This window comes from Microbacterium sp. APC 3901 (assembly GCF_030407765.1).
In the GTDB taxonomy this organism is placed as follows: Bacteria; Actinomycetota; Actinomycetes; order Actinomycetales; family Microbacteriaceae; genus Microbacterium.
On sequence record NZ_JASDCU010000003.1, the window covers coordinates 1 to 20,487 of the forward strand.

22 protein-coding genes and 1 other RNA gene are annotated in these 20,487 nt (G+C 66.1%); 4 read left to right on the forward strand and 19 right to left on the reverse strand.

The window, feature by feature from the left end; all coding sequences use genetic code 11:
- The coding region (locus QMA07_RS03080) for a hypothetical protein (RefSeq protein WP_290159953.1) at positions 1 to 426 on the forward strand (426 nt) is incomplete at its 5' end.
- Positions 427 to 456: 30 nt separating this feature from the next.
- On the opposite strand, the gene QMA07_RS03085 is transcribed toward QMA07_RS03080, so the two are convergent.
- The gene (locus tag QMA07_RS03085) at positions 457 to 771 is read right to left on the reverse strand and encodes a hypothetical protein (RefSeq protein ID WP_290159955.1); all 315 of its coding nucleotides are present in this window, start codon (positions 769 to 771) and stop codon (positions 457 to 459) included.
- 87 nt (positions 772 to 858) lie between these two features.
- On the opposite strand from QMA07_RS03085, the gene QMA07_RS03090 reads away from it, so the two are divergent.
- The gene (locus tag QMA07_RS03090; protein ID WP_290159957.1) at positions 859 to 1,734 is read left to right on the forward strand and encodes a transposase; all 876 of its coding nucleotides are present in this window, start codon (positions 859 to 861) and stop codon (positions 1,732 to 1,734) included.
- A 39-nt stretch (positions 1,735 to 1,773) separates the two neighbouring features.
- Here QMA07_RS03090 and ssrA read toward each other — a convergent pair.
- Positions 1,774 to 2,143: a transfer-messenger RNA gene (ssrA, locus tag QMA07_RS03095) on the reverse strand.
- A gap of 142 nt (positions 2,144 to 2,285) precedes the next feature.
- On the opposite strand from ssrA, the gene QMA07_RS03100 reads away from it, so the two are divergent.
- Positions 2,286 to 2,954 (forward strand): SIMPL domain-containing protein, encoded by a 669-nt coding sequence (locus tag QMA07_RS03100; protein WP_290159959.1) that lies wholly within the window; start codon positions 2,286 to 2,288, stop codon positions 2,952 to 2,954.
- 10 nt (positions 2,955 to 2,964) lie between these two features.
- Here the strand turns inward: QMA07_RS03100 and hflX are convergent, their stop codons facing one another.
- On the reverse strand, positions 2,965 to 4,476 hold the full coding sequence (gene hflX / locus QMA07_RS03105; RefSeq protein ID WP_290159961.1) for a GTPase HflX: 1,512 nt from the start codon (positions 4,474 to 4,476) through the stop codon (positions 2,965 to 2,967).
- A 68-nt stretch (positions 4,477 to 4,544) separates the two neighbouring features.
- On the opposite strand from hflX, the gene QMA07_RS03110 reads away from it, so the two are divergent.
- Positions 4,545 to 5,186 carry a methyltransferase gene (locus QMA07_RS03110; protein ID WP_290159963.1) on the forward strand — a complete coding sequence of 214 codons (642 nt, stop codon included), beginning with the start codon at positions 4,545 to 4,547 and terminating at the stop codon, positions 5,184 to 5,186.
- An 18-nt stretch (positions 5,187 to 5,204) separates the two neighbouring features.
- On the opposite strand, the gene QMA07_RS03115 is transcribed toward QMA07_RS03110, so the two are convergent.
- From QMA07_RS03115 to dapA, 16 genes are all read right to left on the reverse strand, one after another.
- Positions 5,205 to 5,858, reverse strand: a complete 654-nt coding sequence (locus QMA07_RS03115; protein ID WP_290159964.1) for an HAD family hydrolase — start codon at positions 5,856 to 5,858, stop codon at positions 5,205 to 5,207.
- The gene (gene dapF / locus QMA07_RS03120) at positions 5,858 to 6,730 is read right to left on the reverse strand and encodes a diaminopimelate epimerase (protein WP_079112691.1); all 873 of its coding nucleotides are present in this window, start codon (positions 6,728 to 6,730) and stop codon (positions 5,858 to 5,860) included. The genes QMA07_RS03115 and dapF overlap by 1 nt, the downstream gene beginning before the upstream one ends.
- 22 nt (positions 6,731 to 6,752) lie before the next feature.
- On the reverse strand, positions 6,753 to 7,226 hold the full coding sequence (locus QMA07_RS03125) for a GNAT family acetyltransferase (protein ID WP_290159965.1): 474 nt from the start codon (positions 7,224 to 7,226) through the stop codon (positions 6,753 to 6,755).
- Positions 7,219 to 7,746 carry a dihydrofolate reductase family protein gene (locus tag QMA07_RS03130; protein WP_290159966.1) on the reverse strand — a complete coding sequence of 176 codons (528 nt, stop codon included), beginning with the start codon at positions 7,744 to 7,746 and terminating at the stop codon, positions 7,219 to 7,221. The genes QMA07_RS03125 and QMA07_RS03130 overlap by 8 nt, the downstream gene beginning before the upstream one ends.
- 57 nt (positions 7,747 to 7,803) lie before the next feature.
- Positions 7,804 to 8,742, reverse strand: a complete 939-nt coding sequence (gene miaA / locus QMA07_RS03135) for a tRNA (adenosine(37)-N6)-dimethylallyltransferase MiaA (RefSeq protein WP_290159968.1) — start codon at positions 8,740 to 8,742, stop codon at positions 7,804 to 7,806.
- A 14-nt stretch (positions 8,743 to 8,756) separates the two neighbouring features.
- Positions 8,757 to 10,304 (reverse strand): tRNA (N6-isopentenyl adenosine(37)-C2)-methylthiotransferase MiaB, encoded by a 1,548-nt coding sequence (gene miaB, locus QMA07_RS03140; RefSeq protein ID WP_290159970.1) that lies wholly within the window; start codon positions 10,302 to 10,304, stop codon positions 8,757 to 8,759.
- A gap of 71 nt (positions 10,305 to 10,375) precedes the next feature.
- Complete coding sequence (locus QMA07_RS03145; protein ID WP_290159972.1) at positions 10,376 to 10,912, reverse strand: regulatory protein RecX; 537 nt, start codon at positions 10,910 to 10,912, stop codon at positions 10,376 to 10,378.
- A 333-nt stretch (positions 10,913 to 11,245) separates the two neighbouring features.
- Positions 11,246 to 12,289 (reverse strand): recombinase RecA, encoded by a 1,044-nt coding sequence (recA, locus tag QMA07_RS03150; RefSeq protein WP_290159974.1) that lies wholly within the window; start codon positions 12,287 to 12,289, stop codon positions 11,246 to 11,248.
- A gap of 267 nt (positions 12,290 to 12,556) precedes the next feature.
- A complete protein-coding gene (locus tag QMA07_RS03155) occupies positions 12,557 to 12,781 on the reverse strand; it encodes a DUF3046 domain-containing protein (RefSeq protein ID WP_290159976.1) in 225 nt (74 codons plus the stop codon).
- Positions 12,782 to 12,805: 24 nt separating this feature from the next.
- Positions 12,806 to 13,114 carry a helix-turn-helix transcriptional regulator gene (locus QMA07_RS03160; RefSeq protein WP_042541772.1) on the reverse strand — a complete coding sequence of 103 codons (309 nt, stop codon included), beginning with the start codon at positions 13,112 to 13,114 and terminating at the stop codon, positions 12,806 to 12,808.
- Between the two features lie 141 nt (positions 13,115 to 13,255).
- Positions 13,256 to 13,738: a CinA family protein gene (locus QMA07_RS03165; RefSeq protein WP_290159983.1), complete on the reverse strand. Its 483-nt coding sequence runs from the start codon at positions 13,736 to 13,738 to the stop codon at positions 13,256 to 13,258.
- Positions 13,735 to 14,310: a CDP-diacylglycerol--glycerol-3-phosphate 3-phosphatidyltransferase gene (pgsA, locus tag QMA07_RS03170; RefSeq protein WP_290159985.1), complete on the reverse strand. Its 576-nt coding sequence runs from the start codon at positions 14,308 to 14,310 to the stop codon at positions 13,735 to 13,737. Before pgsA ends, QMA07_RS03165 begins: the two co-directional genes overlap by 4 nt.
- Entirely contained in the window at positions 14,310 to 17,054 is a 2,745-nt protein-coding gene (locus QMA07_RS03175) for a DNA translocase FtsK (RefSeq protein ID WP_290159987.1), read from the reverse strand. Before QMA07_RS03175 ends, pgsA begins: the two co-directional genes overlap by 1 nt.
- An 82-nt stretch (positions 17,055 to 17,136) precedes the next feature.
- Positions 17,137 to 17,631, reverse strand: coding sequence for a GNAT family N-acetyltransferase (locus QMA07_RS03180; protein ID WP_290159989.1), 495 nt, complete (start codon positions 17,629 to 17,631; stop codon positions 17,137 to 17,139).
- Positions 17,632 to 17,704: 73 nt separating this feature from the next.
- Positions 17,705 to 19,381 (reverse strand): ribonuclease J, encoded by a 1,677-nt coding sequence (locus QMA07_RS03185; RefSeq protein ID WP_290159990.1) that lies wholly within the window; start codon positions 19,379 to 19,381, stop codon positions 17,705 to 17,707.
- 68 nt (positions 19,382 to 19,449) lie between these two features.
- On the reverse strand, positions 19,450 to 20,427 hold the full coding sequence (gene dapA / locus QMA07_RS03190; RefSeq protein ID WP_290159992.1) for a 4-hydroxy-tetrahydrodipicolinate synthase: 978 nt from the start codon (positions 20,425 to 20,427) through the stop codon (positions 19,450 to 19,452).
- Between the last annotated feature and the right edge of the window lie 60 nt (positions 20,428 to 20,487).

Genomic DNA, 20,487 nt, shown 5'->3' on the forward strand with positions numbered 1-20,487 from the left:
GCGTCCACTCCGACCCCCACACCCCCGGCGGAGCCCGCCTGCGACACGATCGTGTCGGCAGGCACGGTGAAGGTGCTCACCGACCAGGGGTGGTCCTTCGAGGAGAAGGAGTTGGTGGTGGGCGGAGTGACGTTGGACGACGGCCTCCTCTGCTTCTGGGCCGACTACAGCATCGCCTCCGATCACGGTCAGCTCTACGGATGGTCGACGATCAGCGCCGAGGATGCCACTGCGGCGCAGTCCTCGCTGGTGGGAGAGGGCTGGACCCGAGAAGACGGTCCGGACGGCATCTACATCACCGAGAACCCGCAGTTCGCCATGGGCACCGACGAAGACGGATACGGCATGACCTATCTGTTCGGCGACGGATGGGTCAAGTTCGCCGATACGCGCCAGGGGCTGATCCTGATCGAATGGGCCGGGTGACGTCGGTTCATCCGGCCCGGTCCGAGGTGCTCACTGCACCGACGCGTCGATCACCTCGTCCACCAGGAGAATGCCGCCGGTGGAGTTCACCGACTGCATGAGATCTTCTATCCATCGCATGTTCAGCTGAGCCTGCTCCGGTTCGTCGAAGGTGAAGCGCAGCGGGATCGACGGGTGGATCCAGATGGTGGACCGCCCGCCGGGCTCTCCCTCGGGGTGGTGCCACGACAGGGTGAAGCTCTCCTGTCGGCGGAGCTTCGTCGCGATGACGATCTTCAGATGCGCGAGTGCTCGATCCTCGATGCGGATCGGAACATCAGACGCGCCATAGAACAGCGTTGCCATGCCAACCAGAATACTGATCAGGGCGACGATCGAAACTCGTGCATCGCGGCCCGGGGCGGGAATCATGCGCCGTGTATCGTCGCTCGCATGGACTCCGAGCTCGCGGACATCGCAGTGCAGCTCTACACCGGGTCGCCGACGGATTTCGTGACCGCACGGAACTCCCGCGCCGCGCGCACTGCTGACCCCGTTCTCGCCGCTCGGATCCGCGGTCTGAAGAAGCCGTCGGTCGCCGCCTGGGTGGTGAATGTCTTCGCACACGAGCGCGCCGCCCAACTCGCAGAGGCACTGGAGCTCGCCGAAGAGCTGCGCGAAGCACAGGCAGATCTGGATGCGCGGGCGCTCGCCCAGCTGGGACGCGACCGTCGTGCCCTCACCAACAGGCTCGCTGCGGACGCCGCCGATCTGGCCGAAGCGCGCGGGCAGCGCATCACGTCTTCTACGAGAGACGCCGTTCAGCAGACCATCAGCGCAGCCTTCTTCGATCCGACTGCTGCCGCCGCCGTCGCCTCCGCTCGGCTGGTCAGGGAGTTGGAACCCGCCGGCGCGTTCGCAGACATCGCCGACAGCATCGTCGGCGGGGGTGCACCCGACGCGCCCGCGGTCGTCGCCAAGCCTCTCGACGAGGTCACAGCGCGCAGAAAGCGGCGGGATGCGGAACGGGCCGTCAGAGACGCGGAGAGCGCGCACGACCGAGTGGCGCGCGAGGCGACCAGAGCGGACCGTGCGCTCCGCGACGCTGTCCTGCACGTCGACGAGCTCACACGTCGCGAGCAGGAGCTCGAGTCAGAACTCGCGAAGGTGCGGGTCGATGCGAAACGTGCACGAGGCGACGCCGAGAAGGCGGAGATCGAGCAGGAGGCGCTCGCGCACCGCATGCGGGACGCGGACGACGACCTCCGCGCCGCGAAGGATGCCCTCGACCGCCTCGCCGGCGATGGAAAAGGCCCGCCTCCCCAGTGAACACTAGGGAGGCGGGCCTTCTTGCTTGTGACAGCGACCTGGTGGAGCTGGGGGGAATCGAACCCCCGTCCAACGCTGAGTCTCCACGCCTTCTCCGGGCGCAGTCTGTGAAGACGTTCTGCTCGGCTCCGACCTTTGTCACAGACACCTAAGTCGACGAGCCCAGCCTGGGAAGAGTCCCACGTGACGTCCAGACGCCATCACGCAGCAAGATTCCTAAATGACGCCAGGATCCGTATCGGAATCACATACGGCCTGACGGACTATCGGGCTCGCTTATGCAGCGAGGGCGAAGTCGTTGCGCTTGGTTTCGGCAACTATTTTTTTGCAGAGAGCGTTTACGAGATAACTCTGCATCCTCGGCCCGCTTCTCGTGGATTCACAGGCGCTGTCGAAACCGATCAGCCCCGTGGTCCTTCTTTCGAAGGAGCCGCTGTCACTCTGTGGATTTTTCACTTCGGGAACCGGAGTCCCCGAGCCTCATAGACTACAACGTTCGCCGCGGCGACGCCATTCCCAGCCTCGCCAGGGCGCAGGCGTAGAGTCACGACATGAGCGAAGTCACCGTCACCGTCCGGGGCGAGCACGAGGCGCGGATCGCGCCCGAGCGCGCCACCATCCGCGTCAGCATCCGTGCCGAGGGTGCAGAACGCGCCTCGGTGGTCGATCGCGTCATGCGTCTCACCGAGCCCGTGCGTGAGAGCATCACCGCGCGACACGACACGGGCGTCGTCGTCGACTGGTCGAGCAAGAGACTGTCTGTACGGGCCGAGCGCCCGTGGAACAACGAGGGCAAGCGTCTCGCACCCGTCTATTACGCAAGCATCGACCTGACCGCGACCTTTGCCGAGGCCTCCGAGCTCTCGCTCTGGGTGTCGGACGTATCGCCGTGGGACGGAGTCGAGGTCGGATGGGTCAACTGGCATCTCACGACCGAGACGAGCTCACGGATCGAACGAGAGGTCGCGGCGGCTGCGGTCGGAGTGGCCGTCACGCGGGCGCAGGCGTACGCCACAGCGCTCGGACTCGGCACCGTCGTGCCAGTGGAGATCGCCGATGTCGGACTGATCGCGCCCACACCCGCCCAGCCGTTCGCCGGCATGGCGAAGACGCGCGGGGCGATGGTTCAGCAGTCCGACGCCGTCGGCGCATCGATGGAGTACGAACCTGACGAGATCGTCATCTCGGCCACCGTCGAGGCGCGCTTCCTCGCTCGCTGATTCCGGCCCGTCAGATGCCGGCGGCGAAGGGGGCGAGATCGGCGGCGAGCCGCTCCGACACACGTGCGTGCACGACAGTGCCTTGCTCACTGTGTTCCACCGACAGCAGCATCCCGGTCTCGTGGATCGCCGCGACCAGATCACCGCGATCGTACGGAACCACCGCGTGAACCTCGACAGCGGGCTTCGGAAGCGCCTCTTCGATGGCCGCCCGGAGTTCCTCGATGCCCTCACCGGAGCGCGACGAGACGAAATGCGCTCTGGGCTCGAGGCCCTGCAGCACGAGACGCTCATCGTCGGCGATCAGATCCGCCTTGTTGAAGACGACGATCTCCGGCATGTCACGGACTCCGACGTCACCCATCACATCGCGCACGGTCTGCAGCTGGCCGGCGGGATCGGGGTGCGATCCGTCGACCACGTGCAGCACGACGTCTGCCTCACCGACCTCTTCGAGCGTCGAACGGAACGCCTCCACGAGTTGGTGCGGAAGATTGCGAACGAAACCGACGGTGTCCGTCAGCGTGTAGACGCGGCCGTCTGAGGTCTCCGACCGGCGCACCGTCGCATCGAGTGTCGCGAACAGAGCGTTCTCCACGAGCACGCCGGCACTGGTCAGTGCGTTCAGAAGGCTCGACTTGCCGGCGTTGGTGTAGCCGGCGATCGCGACGGACGGGATCGTGTTGCGCTTGCGCTCGGCCCGCTTCGCCTCTCGTGCCGGGCCGAAGTCGCGGATCTGCCGCCGCAGAAGCGCCATCTTGGTGCGGATGCGGCGACGGTCGAGCTCGATCTTCGTCTCACCGGGGCCGCGCGAGCCCATACCGGCGCCGCCTGCGCCGACCTGGCCACCCGCCTGGCGGCTCATCGAGTCACCCCAGCCGCGCAGACGCGGCAGGAGGTACTCGAGCTGCGCCAGTTCGACCTGGGCCTTGCCCTCGCGGCTCTTGGCGTGCTGGCTGAAGATGTCGAGGATCACGGTGGTGCGATCGATGACCTTGACCTTGACGACGTCCTCGAGGGCACGTCGCTGGCTGGGCGCGAGTTCGGTGTCGGCGATCACGGTGTCGGCGCCGGTGGCTGCGACGATGCCCTTCAGCTCCTGAGCCTTGCCTCGGCCGATGTAGGTCGCCGCATCCGGATGCGGCCGCCGCTGCAGAACGCCGTCGAGCACGACCGCGCCCGCAGTCTCCGCAAGGGCTGCCAGCTCGCGAAGAGAGTTCTCCGCGTCGTCCTGGGCTCCCTGCGGGTACACGCCGACCAGCACCACGTTCTCGAGGCGAAGCTGGCGGTACTCGACCTCGGTGACATCTTCGAGCTCGGTGGAGAGACCGCCCACGCGCCGCAGCGCATGACGATCCTCGAGGTCCCACTGGTCGCCGTCCGAAGAGCCGTGCAGGGCCGTGGAGTGCTCCTGCAGCGCCTGCGCGGCGCCGAAGACACGTGCCTCCGTCCGCTTCTCCGCATTCGCGAGTACGCGATCGACTGCTTCGTCACCTGTGGAGTGTGTGGTGGTCTCCGTCATCCGTCCCTTATCTCTGGGTTTTGTTGCGAGCCTTAACCTTAGCCCGCGCTGTCCGCTACGCTCACGGTATGGGGTCCGACCATTACTTCACCGCGGCCCCGGCAAGCCCCGAGAACCTGCGATCGATCCGTGTGACGCTCGCAGGCCGAGAGCTGGACGTCACCACTGCTGGCGGCGTCTTCAGCCCGGATCGGCTGGATGCCGGTACAGCCGTCCTTCTCGCAAACATGCCTCCGGTTCCGCCGGGAGGCCATCTTCTCGACCTCGGAAGCGGGTGGGGACCCATCACGCTGTCGATGGCGATGGCCGCGCCTCATGCGACCGTGTGGGCGGTCGACGTGAATGAGCGATCCCTCGACCTCGTGCGGCGAAACGCTGCGGCTCATGGTCTCAAGAACATCAACGCATCCCTGCCCGAGGATGTTCCCGCCGACGTGACATTCCGCTCGATCCGTTCGAATCCACCGATCCGAGTCGGCAAGAACGAACTGCATGGACTGCTCGAGAAGTGGATCCCCCGGCTCGACGAGCGCAGTGACGCCTGGCTCGTCGTGCAGCGCAACCTCGGTGCGGATTCGCTGCAGCGGTGGATCGCCGCGACGTTCCAGCCGGGTTTCAGCGTCCATCGGACCGCGACGTCCAAGGGCTACCGCATCTTGAAGGTGCGCAAGCACGGCACCCCGCCCACCGAGCCGATCACGCTCGTCTGAGCCGTCGCACCGACAACGTCACCGACCCGCGAGTTCGGGAAGATCGCGCATGTCCGTGAACACGATGGCGCCCTCGCGCTCCAGCCAGTCAGCTGGGGTGAGTCCGCCGGCATAGCCGAGAACACACATGCCCGCGGCGCGGGCGGCCTGGACTCCGAATCGACTGTCCTCGACCACCACGCAGCGTTCAGGGCTGACTCCGAGCCGCTCAGCCGCGTGCAGGAAGAGATCAGGGGCAGGCTTGCCGTTCGCGACGTCGTCTGCGCTGAAGATCCGTCCGTCGAATCGCGGCAGGAGCCCCGTCTGTCCGAGCGTCCGCCGGATCTTCGCATGGGCGCCACTCGAGGCGACGCAGGTCGCCGTCGTGATCTCGTCCAGCGCTGCCTCGACCCCGTCCACCGCCGCCAGCTCGCGCGCGAATGCGTCGAGGTACCACGGCTGGTAGGGCGCCTCCCAGTCGTCGGGGAGCGGTCGTCCCCGGTGTGCTTCGACCTCAGCGCGGAAGTGCGCGGAGGAGCGTCCGACGAACCGGTGCAGGATCTCGTCGTGGGAGAGAGACCACCCGAGGTCTGCGAGAACCCTGCGATCCACCTCGATCGACAGCTTCTCGCTGTCTACGAGCACTCCGTCACAGTCGAAGATGACCAGGTCGATCTGGCCGGTCGTCGACATCAGATCAGGTCGACCTCGCCGCTGAAGACGAGCTGGGCCGGCCCGGAGAGGGCGACGTGCTCACCGTCCTCTGCAGGGAACATGCGCACACCGAGAGTGCCGCCAGGGACCTCCACGCGCCAGTTGTCGGGTGCCTTCGAGCCGGCCCAGTAGCGCACGGCCAGAGCCGTGGCCGCGACACCCGTGCCGCAGCTCAGGGTCTCCCCCACGCCGCGCTCTGAGACGCGCATCGAGACGTGTCCGATGCCGTCCCTCACCAGCGGCTCCCCCGGGACGACGAACTCGACGTTCGCCCCCGCGGGAGGGGCGGGATCGAGCACGGGAGCGCGGTGCAGCTCGAGAGACGAGAGCTCCGCCTCGGAGGCGAGTGCGACCACGACATGCGGATTTCCGACGTCGATGCCCAGACCGGGTCTCGTGACAGGGAGCCCGTCGGCAGTGACGAGCGGGTCATCGCCGGAGAGCTTCCACAGGCCGAGATCCACCTGGTAACCCGTCTCGCTGCGCGTCACGTCGCGGACGCCCGCACGCGTTCCGATCGGGAGTGTGGAACCGGGCTCGATCGTGGCGAGGCCGGAGCGCACGAGGTAATGCACGAAGACGCGGATGCCGTTGCCGCACATCTCAGCGATGGACCCGTCTGCATTGCGATAGTCCATGAACCACTCGGCGGCGGGCTCCTCCGCGAGAGCAGCCTGCCCGTCTGCGATCGCCGCAGAGCGCACCACACGAAGGATGCCGTCGGCACCGATGCCTCGGTGTCGATCGCAGAGGACGGCGACCTGCTCGGCGCTCAGTTCGAGAGCGCCGTCGGGGTCGGCGATGATGACGAAGTCGTTGCCGGTGCCGTGTCCTTTGGTGAATGCGACCATCCACCCAGTCTAGAGATCGCGGCTATGCGTCGACGATCAGACGCCTGCCCGTGTTCGACACCGAGAATCGCTCGTATCCGAGGTCGTCGTAGAAGCCCAGCGCACCCTCGTTGCCCTCTCTGACCATGAGCTGCACCTTCGGGCAGCCCATATCCAGAAGAAGTCGCTCGGCTTCGCGCACGAGAGAGCGCGCGATCCCCCGATGACGGTGCGACCGGGCGGTCGCCAGGTAGTAGAGCCACCCCCTGTGCCCGTCGTAACCGGCCATCACCGTGCCGATGATCCGCGCTGACGTCGACCGTTCCTCGTCCTCGACGACCAGAAACAGCTCGGGCTGCACCGTGAGCTTGCGCTCGATGTCGAGCCGGGGGTCGTTCCATGGCCGCGTGAGGCCAGCCTCGGTCCAGAGAGCGACCACAGACTCGGTGTCCGCCCGATCGAACGGGCGGACCGCCCAGATCTCGCCCGAGCGCACGGGAGTCGACGGCTCAGCCATGCAGCACACGATAACGGCCGCACATGAAGTTGCGGTTGCGTGCGACCTCGAGAAGCTCGAGGTCCAGTGCCCTCGGCAGCAACGGCGCCCCCGAGCCGAGTGTCACCGGCGCGTACTGCACCCACACCTCGTCGAGAAGACCGGCATCGGCGAACTGCCCGGCCAGGTCGCCACCGCCGACGACCCACAGATCCTTGCCGCCGGCAGCGGCGACCATCTCGGAGTGCACGGCGGCCACGTCACCCTCCGCAGCGCGAACGTCAGCGTCGGCCGGAAGCTCGAGCGGTCGGTGGGCGAAGACCCATGTCGGCTGCTCGTACCCCCATCGACCTTCTTCGTGGCGCATGACCCATTCGTAGGTCGATGCGCCCATCGCCAGCGCACCGATCGTCTTCTCGAACGACGCGTATGACATGGGGCCGTCTTGGTCGATGTCCTGCTTGAGGAGCCAGTCGAGCGAGTGCTGGTCGGTCGCGATGAAACCGTCGATGCTGCTCGCGGTGTAGAAGTGGGTGGCCATGGATCAACCATCTCATCAGCCTCTGACATCCGCCACGGAGAGCGACGGTCCCTGGCCTCAGCGAGCGGTGAGCAATGCAGCGTCCACGGGCGGTTCGTACCAGGCCAGTCCGGGATACCGTTTGAACCACGACACCTGACGGCGGGCGTACCGGCGGGTGAGCGCCTGCGTCTCGGCGATCGCCTCAGCCTGAGTGAGCCTGCCATCGATCTGCGCGAGCGCCTGGCTGTAGCCGATGGCGCGCTGGGCTGTCACGCCGTTCTCGAGCCCCTCGCGGCGGAGCCCCTGCACCTCGTCGACCAGACCCGCTTCCCACATGCGCTCGACGCGGGCATCCAGCCGCTCGACCAGGATTCCGCGTTCGACGTGCAGGCCGACGAGACGCGTGTCGGCCTGCCAGAGCGCGGGCTGTTCCGGCAGAGACGCGCCGTGCGTGACGCTGCCCTGCTCGAGGACTTCGAGCGCACGGATCACGCGTCTGGCATTCTTGGGGTCGACGCGGGAGGCCGTCGCGGGATCGAGCCTTCGCAGCCGGTCGAGCAGCGCACCGACGCCCTTGCTCTCGAGCTCACGTTCGAGCCGCTCGCGGATCACCGGGTCACGGGGCGGGAAGGCGAAGTCGAACACCACGCTGGAGACGTACAAGCCAGACCCGCCCACGAGGATGGCGTCGGCGCCGCGCTGCTGGATGTCGGCGATCACGGAGCGTGCCAGCGGCTGGTACCAGGCGACAGCGGCCTCCTCCTGCACCTCCCGCACGTCGAACAGGTGGTGCGGAATTCCTCGACGGTCGGCAGGGGCGAGTTTCGCCGTGCCGATGTCCATCCCGCGGTAGAGCTGCATGGCATCGGCGTTCACGATCTCCGCGGCGTTGCCTCGGCTCCGCAGCAGTTCAGCGAGATCGAGGGCGAGATCGCTCTTACCCGTGCCTGTCGCACCTACGATCACCCAGAGCCGCGGAGTCCCGTCCGCGCCGCTCGACGCCGGATCGGTCATTCCTCGACCAGTGGTCACCTGCCGACGCGGAGCGTCGGCAGACCGAGAGATACGGCACGGGTGCCATCGCCGGACGTCGGTGCCGGCACAGCACAGGACTCCGCCTGCCCTCGGTCCCAGGCGTCCCCGCCACGCGTGCGACGGATCCGCAACGGGAGGCCTGTCGGGTCGTCTGCGAGCAGGTGGAAGGGCGCCGCATGGGTGATCGTCACCGAGACGACATCACCCGGTCGGGGGACAGCGGATCCGGGAGTGACCTCGAAGTGCACGAGTCGGTTGTCCTCCGCTCGTCCGGTCAGCCTGTGAGTCTCGGCGTCCTTCTTGCCCTCGCCCGTCGAGACGAGGACCTCGACCTCGCGCCCGACCTGCTTCTGGTTCTCCTCGAGCGAGATGCGCTCCTGAAGTGCCATGAGCCGGTTGTAGCGCTCCTGCACCACTGCCTTGGGAATCTGGTCTTCCATCGTCGCGGCGGGTGTGCCTTCGCGGATCGAGTACTGGAACGTGAACGCACTCGAGAATCGCGCCTGTTCGACCACCCGCATCGTGTCGTCGAAGTCCTCCTCCGTCTCACCGGGGAATCCGACGATGATGTCGGTGGTGATCGCGGCGTGCGGAATACGATCACGGACCCGGTCGAGGATCCCGAGGAACTTCTCGCTCCGGTACGAGCGGCGCATGGCCTTGAGGATGCGGTCGCTGCCCGACTGGAGTGGCATGTGAAGCTGGGGCATCACGTTGGCGGTCTCCGCCATCGCGTCGATCACGTCGTCCGTGAAGGCCGCGGGATGAGGACTCGTGAAGCGGATCCGCTCGAGACCGTCGATCTCCCCAGCGGCGCGGAGGAGCTTGCCGAACGCCTGCCGATCGCCGAACTCCACGCCGTAGGAGTTGACGTTCTGCCCGAGCAGGGTGACCTCGATCGCGCCGTCTTCGACGAGGAGACGGATCTCGTTCAGGATGTCACCGGGGCGCCGGTCCTTCTCCTTGCCACGAAGACTCGGAACGATGCAGAAGGTGCAGGTGTTGTTGCATCCGACGGAGATGGAGACCCAACCGCTGTGCGCTGAATCGCGTTTGGTCGGAAGCGTCGAGGGGAAGACCTCGAGCGACTCGAGGATCTCGAGCTCGGCATCGCCGTTGTGCCGCGCTCGCTCGAGAAGGCCGGGAAGTGAACCCATGTTGTGCGTGCCGAAGACGACGTCGACCCAGGGCGCTTTGTCGAGCACGGCCTGCTTGTCCATCTGCGCGAGGCAGCCGCCGACAGCGATCTGCATCCCGTCTTTGCGGCGCTTCACCGAGGCGAGCTGGCCGAGTGTTCCGTAGAGCTTGCCCGCAGCGTTGTCGCGCACCGCGCACGTGTTGATGATCACCACGTCGGCCTCGGCGCCGTCGGTCACGCGGACGTATCCTGCGCTCTCGAGAGACCCGGATAGGCGTTCGGAATCGTGGACGTTCATCTGGCAGCCGAAAGTGCGGACTTCGTAGGAGCGCTGGCGTCCGTCGAGATCGATTGCTGCTGACGACGACTCGATGATCGTCGGCTCACTGCGAGGGATAGTCATGATCCCCCCATTCTACGAGCGGTTCTCAGTGGCTGCCGCTGAGGCGAGAGCTTGTCGCTCCCACCTCTGCGTCAGTCCGAGTCGACGAATCGAACCCCGGATGACGACGAGCCAAAAGATGCCTCGGCGAGAGCCGACTTCGCAGCCGCCATCGCGATCGATCCGTTATAGCCACGGCGAGCCAGCTGACCGACCAGGCGTCGCAGCGCTGTGTCGCCGTCAAGGCGAGACAGCGCTCGTGCTTTGGAGCGAGCGTACTCGAGTGCACGCTCGGCGTCATCGTCAGGAACATCGTCGAGCGCCGCATCGATCACATCGCGAGGGATGCCCCGCTGCGAGAGCGCCCTCGACAGTGCGACCCGCCCCTGCCCCTTGCGCTCTATCCCTGATGTCACCAGCTGGCCGGCGAGAAGCGCGTCATCGAGGTAGCCTCGCCGACAGAAGTCATCGATCACGTCGTCGATCGCGCCCGCATCGAGCCGCTGCCCCTTCTGCTCGTAGCCCCTGAGCACCATGCGTGCCTCTGACAGTGAGAGCGATCGAGTTCGCAGCTTGCGGACGAGGATTTCCTCTGCGTCGGCTCGCAGACGAGAGGGGTCGATGCTCACGCCCTCGTCAGACTCAGAATCCTGCGACTGCAAGGCGCGCAACCTCGGTGCGGACCGAGCCGATGCACCGCGTGCTGGATGGCGTTCGCTGGGCCCACGAGAGTCGAGTGATGCGATTGGATACGAGTCGCTCTCCGTCGGCGTCCGCCCCCCGGTATCGGCTGCCGAACGAATTGTCACCGCGCTTTCGATCTCCGGGGCTTCCCGGTCGGACGACTTCCCACGCGTGTCGTCACGGCCGAAGAGAGGGATGATGGGGGCGAGCTGCTCAGGCTCGCCCCCGCCATCAGTCACGGTTCACTCCAGCTGCTATGCAACCGCGAACCATCATGCTCATGCCGGACGGCGCTCAGCGAGCTCGTCAGCAGGAGCCTCGGTGGCTCCGCCGATGCCGAGCTTCTGCTTGATCTGCGTCTCGATGGCCAGTGCCACATCAGGGTTCTTGAGCAGGAACGTTCGCGCATTCTCCTTACCCTGGCCCAGCTGGTCGCCATCGTAGGTGTACCACGAGCCGGACTTCTTCACGATGCTGTGCTCGACACCGAAGTCGATCAGGCTGCCCTCGCGTGAGATGCCGACGCCATAGAGGATGTCGAATTCTGCCTGCTTGAACGGCGGCGCCATCTTGTTCTTCACGACTTTGACCCTGGTGCGGTTTCCGACTGCGTCGGTGCCGTCCTTCAAAGTCTCGATGCGGCGGATGTCCATGCGGACCGACGCGTAGAACTTCAGCGCCTTTCCACCTGCGGTGGTCTCCGGCGATCCGAAGAAGACGCCGATCTTCTCGCGCAGCTGGTTGATGAAGATCATCGTGGTGTTCGTCTGGTTGAGTCCACCCGTGAGCTTTCGCAGCGCCTGTGACATCAGTCGAGCCTGAAGACCCACGTGGGAGTCACCCATCTCACCCTCGATCTCGGCCCGCGGCACGAGAGCCGCGACGGAGTCGATGACGATCAGATCGATCGCGCCCGAACGGACGAGCATGTCCGCGATCTCGAGCGCCTGCTCACCCGTGTCGGGCTGCGAGACGAGAAGAGCGTCGATGTCGACACCGAGCTTCGCGGCGTAGTCGGGATCGAGCGCGTGCTCGGCATCGATGAAGGCGGCGATTCCGCCGGCACGCTGCGCGTTCGCGATCGCGTGCAGCGTGAGGGTCGTCTTACCCGAGGACTCGGGACCGTAGATCTCGACGATTCGTCCACGCGGGAGTCCTCCGACACCGAGCGCGACGTCGAGAGCGATGGAACCGGTCGGAATGACGGCGACGGGTGCGCGCTCGTCACTGCCCAGTCTCATGACCGAGCCCTTTCCGAACTGGCGGTCGATCTGGGCGAGGGCTGTCTCGAGGGACTTCTCGCGGTCAGCGGGTGATGGCATGACGTGCTCCTAATGCTCGCGTGGTGCCGCCTGTAGGCTGTCGCGGTCCTCCCGGCTGGGCGGAACTCTCCGACAAGGCGTATGGCTCTTCGGCTTGTTGTTCACCGTACGAGGCACCTCCGACATTGCGTCGTCAGCTCCGCGAATCAGGGAGAACACCGTCTCCGAACCACTTGTGCAGAAGACTACGCCCGTTTCGAACACATATTCGACGACACGCCGTCATTCTGTGCCACCAGTCGAACGCGCGTCGAACGAAAGACGGGGTCAGCGTCTGCGCGGCTCGAGGCGCCCAGCGCCATGTCGTCGTTCCTCGGGTACATCGGTCTCGGCGCACAGCGCCAACCAGATGTCACGCGGCGGCACGCCAGCATCCAGCGCCTGGTCCGCCGTACGGCCGGCGAGCTGGGTCAGAATGAGGTCGCTGATGAGAGACGACCCACGACCACCGAATTCCGCGTCGACTGCGCGGAGGAACTCACTGCGACGCATCAGAGGATCGAGAGAATCCGAAGCTCAGTGGAGCGAGAGCTCTGGCTCGACGGAAGCCACGAGGTCATCCGGAACGACATCGGGGAAGACCTGAATGCCCTCGAGGACGGAGATGCGATCGCCCACCTCTCGCATGATGATCGAGATGGGAACATCCAGAGCATCAGCCACCGAGGCGAGAATCTCGCTCGATGCCTCCTTCTGGCCCCGCTCGACCTCGCTGAGATAGCCGAGTGCCACAGATGCCTTGCTTGCAACCTGCCGGAGCGTACGCCCCTTCTGCAGGCGGAAGTCCCTCAGCACATCGCCGATTTCCTGTCGTACAAGAATCATCGGAACCTCCTCCCAGATCGCCTTCTCGAGGTCTCCCTCGAGGAGACCGCCAGTCTAGTCCTACCGACCTTCACAAAATCTACCTTCGCACGCTGTGCTTTCGGTGTGAGCACATAGGACATAACGGAACGCACGCATCGGCTATTCCCGGAGGACCCGCGCGAGCAACGCAACGGCCGCATCGACCGTCTGAGCGCGGACCCGTGCGCGATCGCCGTCGAATCTGAAGGCCTCACTGACCGAGTGATCCGGAGTCACGACGGCGATGTGCACCGTGCCGACGGGCTGACCGTCGGCAGAATCCGGTCCCGCGATCCCCGTGGTCGAGACGCCGACGTCAGCAGCTATTCCGGAGACCTGCAGTACGCGACGCGCTCCGGCCGCCATCTGCAGCGCCACCTCGGGGTGCACCGGTCCGTGCGCATCGAGCAGCCCATCATCGACCCCCAGCAGCGTGTGCTTCACCGGAGTGGCGTAGGCGACGATCGCTCCCCGCAGCGACGCCGATGCGCCCGGCACCGAGACGAACTCAGCGGCGAGAGCACCGCCCGTCAGCGACTCGGCGATGCCGAGAGTCCAGCCACGCTCGATCAGCGCGGTGAGCACCTCCGACGCGGAAGTCACGACCGCTGCCGCGACCCTCGCACCTGCGCCACGATGTAGTCGATCCCGCTCGCCACCGTGAGGATCAGCGCCAGGATCATCAGGATCGCGGTCCCGACCACCCACAGCTGGGGTCCTATCACCACGTGCAGCGGGAGCAGCGCCCAGGAAAGGGCCACGGCCTGAACCGCAGTCTTGACCTTGCCCATCCATGCCGCCGCAACGACGTGCTCCTTCACGACCATGAGGCGGTGGATCGTGATGCCCCACTCGCGGATGAGGATCACGATCACGACCCACCAGTTGAGCTCCCCGAGCACGGCCAGGCCGATGAAGCCCGCTCCCGTGAGCAGCTTGTCGGCGATCGGGTCCCATAGCTTGCCGAAGTCCGTGACGATGTCGTGGCGACGCGCGAGGTAGCCGTCGACCCAGTCCGTGGAGATGCCCACGACAAAGAGGATCGCCGCGACCCATCGGATCACGATGTCATCGAGCCCGTAGGTTCCGCCCATCAGGAGCAGGACGAAGAAGATCACCGCGAGCGGGATGCGCGCGATGGTGATCGCGTTGGGAAGCTGCCGTGGAATAGCCATCAGTCTCGTCCTGTCAGTCCCCAGGCGTCTTCGTCGCCGTCGTCATCAGCCTCGACCACCGGCAGCCCCTGGAATTGGGCTTCCACCGGATCATGCGGTGCCCCGGCCGCAGTCGCGGGCGCAGCCATGGTGGGGGCAGCCGGCTTCGGCGGCGCGTCGTCGCCGCGCAGCTTCGCCATGACCTGGGGCAGCTGCTCGGCGGTCGCCAGGACGTCACGCGCCTTGGATCCTTCGGACGGGCCGACGATCTCTCGTGACTCGAGGAGGTCCATCAGGCGCCCCGCCTTGGCGAAGCCGACGCGCAGCTTGCGCTGCAGCATCGATGTGGAGCCGAACTGCGACGACACGATGAGTTCGGCCGCCGCGAGGAGGAGCTCGAGATCATCTCCGATGTCCTCATCGACCTCCTTCTTCTTCGTCGGCTCCAGAGCTTCCTGCACATCGGCGCGATAGTCGGGACGAGCCTGACGGGTGACGTGCTTGACGACCGCGTCGATCTCCTTCTCATCGACCCAGGCGCCCTGCAGGCGGAAGGGCTTGGATGACCCCATCGGCGAGAACAGCGCGTCGCCCTGGCCGATCAGCTTGTCGGCGCCGGGGCTGTCGAGGATCACGCGGCTGTCGGTGACGCTCGTCACGGCGAACGCGAGGCGCGACGGGACGTTGGCCTTGATCAGACCGGTCACGACGTCGACGCTGGGGCGCTGGGTGGCGAGCACCAGGTGGATCCCGGAAGCTCGTGCGAGCTGAGTGATGCGGACGATCGAGTCCTCGACATCACGCGGGGCGACCATCATCAGGTCGGCGAGCTCATCGACGACCACGAGAAGGTACGGGTACGGCTTGAGAACGCGTTCGCTGCCGACCGGGAGCTCTACCTCGCCGGCGCGGACAGCCCGGTTGAAGTCGTCGATGTGGCGGAATCCGAACGACGCGAGGTCGTCGTACCGCATGTCCATCTCCTTCACGACCCACTGCAGAGCCTCGGCGGCCTTCTTGGGATTCGTGATGATGGGCGTGATCAGGTGCGGAACTCCCGCGTAACTGGTCAGCTCGACGCGCTTCGGATCGATCAGGACCATCCTCACGTCCGTCGGCCGTGCGCGCATGAGCAGGCTCGTGATCATCGAGTTGACGAAGCTGGACTTACCCGACCCGGTGGAACCCGCCACCAGGAGGTGGGGCATCTTCGCGAGGTTGGCGATGACGATGTTCCCGCCGACATCCTTGCCGACGCCGATCGTCATCGGATGAGTGCTCTTGTGCGCGGCCGGCGACCTGAGCACATCGCCGAGAGCGACCATCTCCTTGTCGGCGTTGGGGATCTCGATGCCGATCGCGCTCTTGCCCGGGATCGGCGACAGGATCCGCACATCGTTGGATGCGACCGCGTAGGCGAAGTTGTTGCTCAGCTGGAGGATCTTCTCGACCTTGACACCGTGGCCGACCTCCACCTCGTACTGGGTGACCGTCGGGCCACGAGAGAATCCGGTGACCTTCGCATCGACCTTGAACTGCGTCAGCACGCTCGTGATCTGCTCGATCACCTTGTCGGTCGCCTCGGACCGCATAACCGGCGGCGGCCCTTCGACCAGAAGCCCCGGCGACGGAAGCACGTACGGAGTCACGGGCGCCTGCGGCCCCCGCTCCCCCGGGCCGGAGGTTCCGAATCCGTCGAGTCCCGGCAGCTCGGGCATCTCGCCCGTGTCGGACTCGTCATCGAGAAGCGCGGTGTTCTGCTGCCCGGCCAAGGACTCGGTGACCGAGCGCACGTCTGACAGCACCTCTGTCGCTGCGTCCGAGGGGTTCTCCACGACCACGGCCTGGTCGTACGCAGGAGTCGGCTCCGAGGTGGTGAGCAGCGCAGTGATGTCGTCGGAGCCGAGGGTTCCCTCGTCGGGGTCCTCTTCACGGCCGGTCTTGTTGCGTCGCCACCACGGCAGGACATCAGGGTCGTCGACCTTGTCCGCCTCATCGATCGCCGCGGCATCCTTCGCGGGCTTCTCCGGGCGTTCGGCGTCGAACATCCATGCGTAGAGATCCCCGAGACGCTGGCCGATGCGGTTCGGCGGGGTCTTGGTGAGAATCAGGACGCTGAGAGCGGCGAGGATCGACAGCACGATGTACGCGCCGATCGGGGTGAGATACGACAGCGGCTCCCCGAGCATCCAGCCGAAGAGTCCACCCGCCTCGCTGAGCGCCGGCATACCGTCTCTCGGCTGCGGTCGCACGAGCAGACCCGCGGAATCGACTCGTCCGGCCGCCGTATGGCAGAAGCCCGCGAGGGTGAGGATGAACAGCCCGAACCCGATGCCGATCCGCCCGTTGTCATGCACGGACGACGGATGACGGAACAGCCAGCCGGCGAGCAGCAGGAGCAACACCGGCATGACGAAAGCCACTCGCCCGACCAGAAGCCCCACCGAGTACGCACTGATGTTGGCCGCGACCTCGTTGCCGATGAAGAACCATTCGTTCACCGCACCGGCGATCGCCAGCAGCACGAGCAGGAACGGGAAACCATCGCGCCGATCGTCCTTCTCGAGGGTCTCGGGCCCGAATGCCCGGAAGAGTCCGCCGACACCGTGGGCGAGCCCGGTCCAGGCCCGCACCGCCACCGGGGGCTTGTCTACCTCATCGATGTACTTCTTGGGCGCTGCCTGAGCCTTCGGAGCAGCCTGCCTCTTCGGGCGGGGCGTGGCGCTCTCGGACGCGCGCGCTGACTTCGTGGTACTCCTGGCCATGCTCTCACGTTACGTCCAGGGGCCGACATAGGCCCGTAATGACGCGGCATTCCGCTGTCTTCAACCGCGGCTCAGCGAGGGATCAGGACGCGCGATGCACCATGGTGTCGCGCACGGTTCCTTCGTCGGTCACCACGAAGCCCTCTGATCGGTACAGCGTGCGAGCGAAGTTGTCGCGTTCGACGCTGAGGCTGAGCCGCGGGTGTCCCTGCTCGCGAGCGTGGGCGACGAGACGTCGGAGCAGAGTCCGTCCGACACCGTGCGCACGCCAGATCGGCTGCACGCCGATGATGAGCTCCGGAACCGCGGTTCCGACGAATCCGAAGCCCGCATCGTCCGGCGCGAGCATGCGGTACCACGCTGCCCCGATCGGGTGGCCGTCCGCACCGACGGCGAGAAAGCCCGCATCCGCCGGTCGCATCCATCCGGAGACGTAGCGCCGATGCTCGACGGCGGTGAGGATCTCGTGACGTGGTCGTGCTCCGCCCGAGCGCCAGTTCGCGGCCTCGACGACCATGTCGCCGAGGAAGCTCCCGTCCGCCTGTGTGGCGGGTCGGATCGAGAAGTCGTCCGGCATGAGGAGAGCGTACGCCGCTCGCGTTACAGCCGAGTGTCGGTCGACTGTGAACCCACGAGCGGCGCGGCGCCGATCACGCTTCGATGACGAGAGGAACGATCATCGGACGACGACGGAGCTTCTGGTTGACCCAACGCCCGATCGTGCGGCGGATCACCTGCGAGAGTGCATGCGTGTCTCGCACGCCGTTGCCGGATGCCTCCTTGAGCGCGGCGATGATCTTCGGTGTGACGTCGTCGAAGACGGAGTCGTCTTCAGCGATACCGCGAGCGTGGATCTCGGGTCCCGAGATGATGCGACCCGTCGCGGCGTCCACCACGACGATCACGGAGACGAAACCCTCTTCAGCCAGGATTCGACGGTCCTTGAGATCCGCGTCGGTGATGGCGCCGACAGTCGAGCCGTCGACGTAGACGAATCCGAGGTCGAGCTGACCGACCACGCGTGCGTCGCCGTTCTTCAGGTCGATGACGGTGCCGTTCGACGCGATGATGGTGCGCTCGGCGTCGATTCCCGTGTCCTGAGCCAGCTTCGCGTTGGCGATCAGATGACGGTACTCGCCGTGCACGGGAAGCACGTTCTTGGGCTTGAGGATGTTGTAGCAGTAAATCAGCTCGCCCGCAGCGGCGTGCCCCGAGACGTGCACCTTGGCGTTCGCCTTGTGCACCACGTTCGCGCCGAGCTTGGTGAGTCCGTCGATCACACGGTAGACGGCGTTCTCGTTTCCGGGGATCAGGCTGGAGGCCAGGATCACGGTGTCGCCCTCGCCGGGCTCGATCGCATGGTCGAGGTTCGCCATCCGGCTCAGGACGGCCATGGGCTCACCCTGTGAACCGGTCGACATGTAGACGATCTTGTCGTCGGGAAGGTCTCGCGCCTTCTTGTAGTCGATCAGCAGTCCGCTCGGCACTTTCAGGTAGCCCAGGTCTTCGGCGATCGTCATGTTGCGCAGCATGCTGCGCCCGAGCAGGGCCACCCGGCGCCCGTGCGCCGCTGCGGCGTCGAGGACCTGCTGCACGCGGTGCACATGGCTGGAGAAGCTCGCGACGATGACCCGCCTCGGAGCCTTCCCGATGACCTGATCGAGCACGGGCCCGATCGAGCGCTCGGTGGGCGTGAACCCCGGCACGTCGGCGTTCGTCGAGTCCACGAGGAAGAGGTCGACGCCCTCCTCGCCCAGGCGAGCGAAGGCGCGAAGGTCCGTGATGCGTCCGTCGAGCGGCAACTGATCCATCTTGAAGTCGCCGGTCGCGAGCACGAGGCCGGCGGGTGTGCGGATCGCGACCGCGAGGGCGTCGGGGATCGAGTGGTTCACCGCGACGAACTCGAGGTCGAAGGGGCCGACCTTCTCGCGCTGTCCTTCCTTCACGGTGAGCGTGTAGGCCTTGATGCGGTGTTCCTTGAGCTTCGCCTCGACGAGCGCGAGGGTGAGGCCGGAACCGATCACGGGGATGTCGCTCTTCAGACGCAGCAGATACGGGACCGCACCGATGTGGTCTTCGTGCCCGTGGGTGAGGACGACGCCGACGATGTCGTCGAGGCGGCCCTTGATCGGCTCGAAGTCGGGCAGGATCAGGTCGACTCCCGGCTGGTGCTCCTCAGGGAAGAGCACGCCGCAGTCGACGATCAGGATCTTCCCGTCGTATTCGAAGATGGTCATGTTGCGACCGATCTCGCCGAGGCCGCCGAGCGGGGTGACCCGGAGCGTTCCTTCTTCGAGTGCTGCGGGGTCTGCGAGCGGGATGGACATGCTGTCTCCTCAGTCGGACGCTCGACGCGCCCGTTCGTTCGTTGTGACGCGGCTCACCGCGTCCGGTGTCAGCGGGTTGTGCCGTGCACCTTCGGCAGGGCACCGCCCGCGGCCGCGTTGCGGTCGGGGCGGAAGTTGGAGAAGTCGGCACCGGGGACGTCCCTCACGAGATCGAGCTCGTCCTCGATGAGAGCGGCCTCCCACTCTTCGGGGCCGACGAGCGGCAGACGTACGCGCGGGCTCGAGATGCGGCCGAGCCCGTGCAGGATGTACTTCGCCGCGACGGTGCCGGGCACATGCGTCATGACGGCGCGCACCAGCGGCTCGAGCCGCTTGTGCTCAGCGGTCGCGGTCGCAAGATCGCCGCGGTTGACGGCGTCGATGATGGTCCGGTACGGCGCCGCTGCGACGTTCGCGGTCACACCGATCAGACCGGTCGCGCCGATCGCGAGGTGCGGCAGCACATTCGCGTCGTCACCTGAGAAGTACATGAGGTCGGTCTGGTTCAAGACGCGGCTCACCTCGGAGAAGTCGCCCTTGGCATCCTTCACGGCGAGGATGTTCGGGTGCTTCGCGAGCCTGAGGATGGTCTCGTACTTGATCGGAACACCCGTGCGTCCCGGGATGTCGTAGAGGATCACCGGGAGGTCGGTGGCATCTGCCACGAGCCGGAAGTGGGTCAGGATGCCGGCCTGCGTCGGCTTGTTGTAGTACGGCGTGACGATCATGATGCCGTCAGCGCCCGCCTTCTCGCTGGCCTTGTACAGCTCGATCGCGTGCGCGGTCTCGTTGGATCCGCCACCCGTGATGATCTTCGCGCGGCCGGCGGAGACCGACTTCCCTACCTCGACGAGCTTGAGCTTCTCGGGGTCCGTCAGGGTCGAGGTCTCGCCGGTCGTTCCCGTCACGACGATTCCGTCAGCACCGGCGGTGATGACGTCATCGATGTGCTTCTCGACGGCGGGCCAATCGACTTCACCGTCGGCCGTCATCGGAGTGACGAGCGCGACGAGAACCTGTCCGAAAGGATTGCCCGAGTGCGTCATGCCCCCAGCGTATCGGTTCGCATGCCCGTCACCCAGACAGCCGGTCACAAGCAGGCGCCT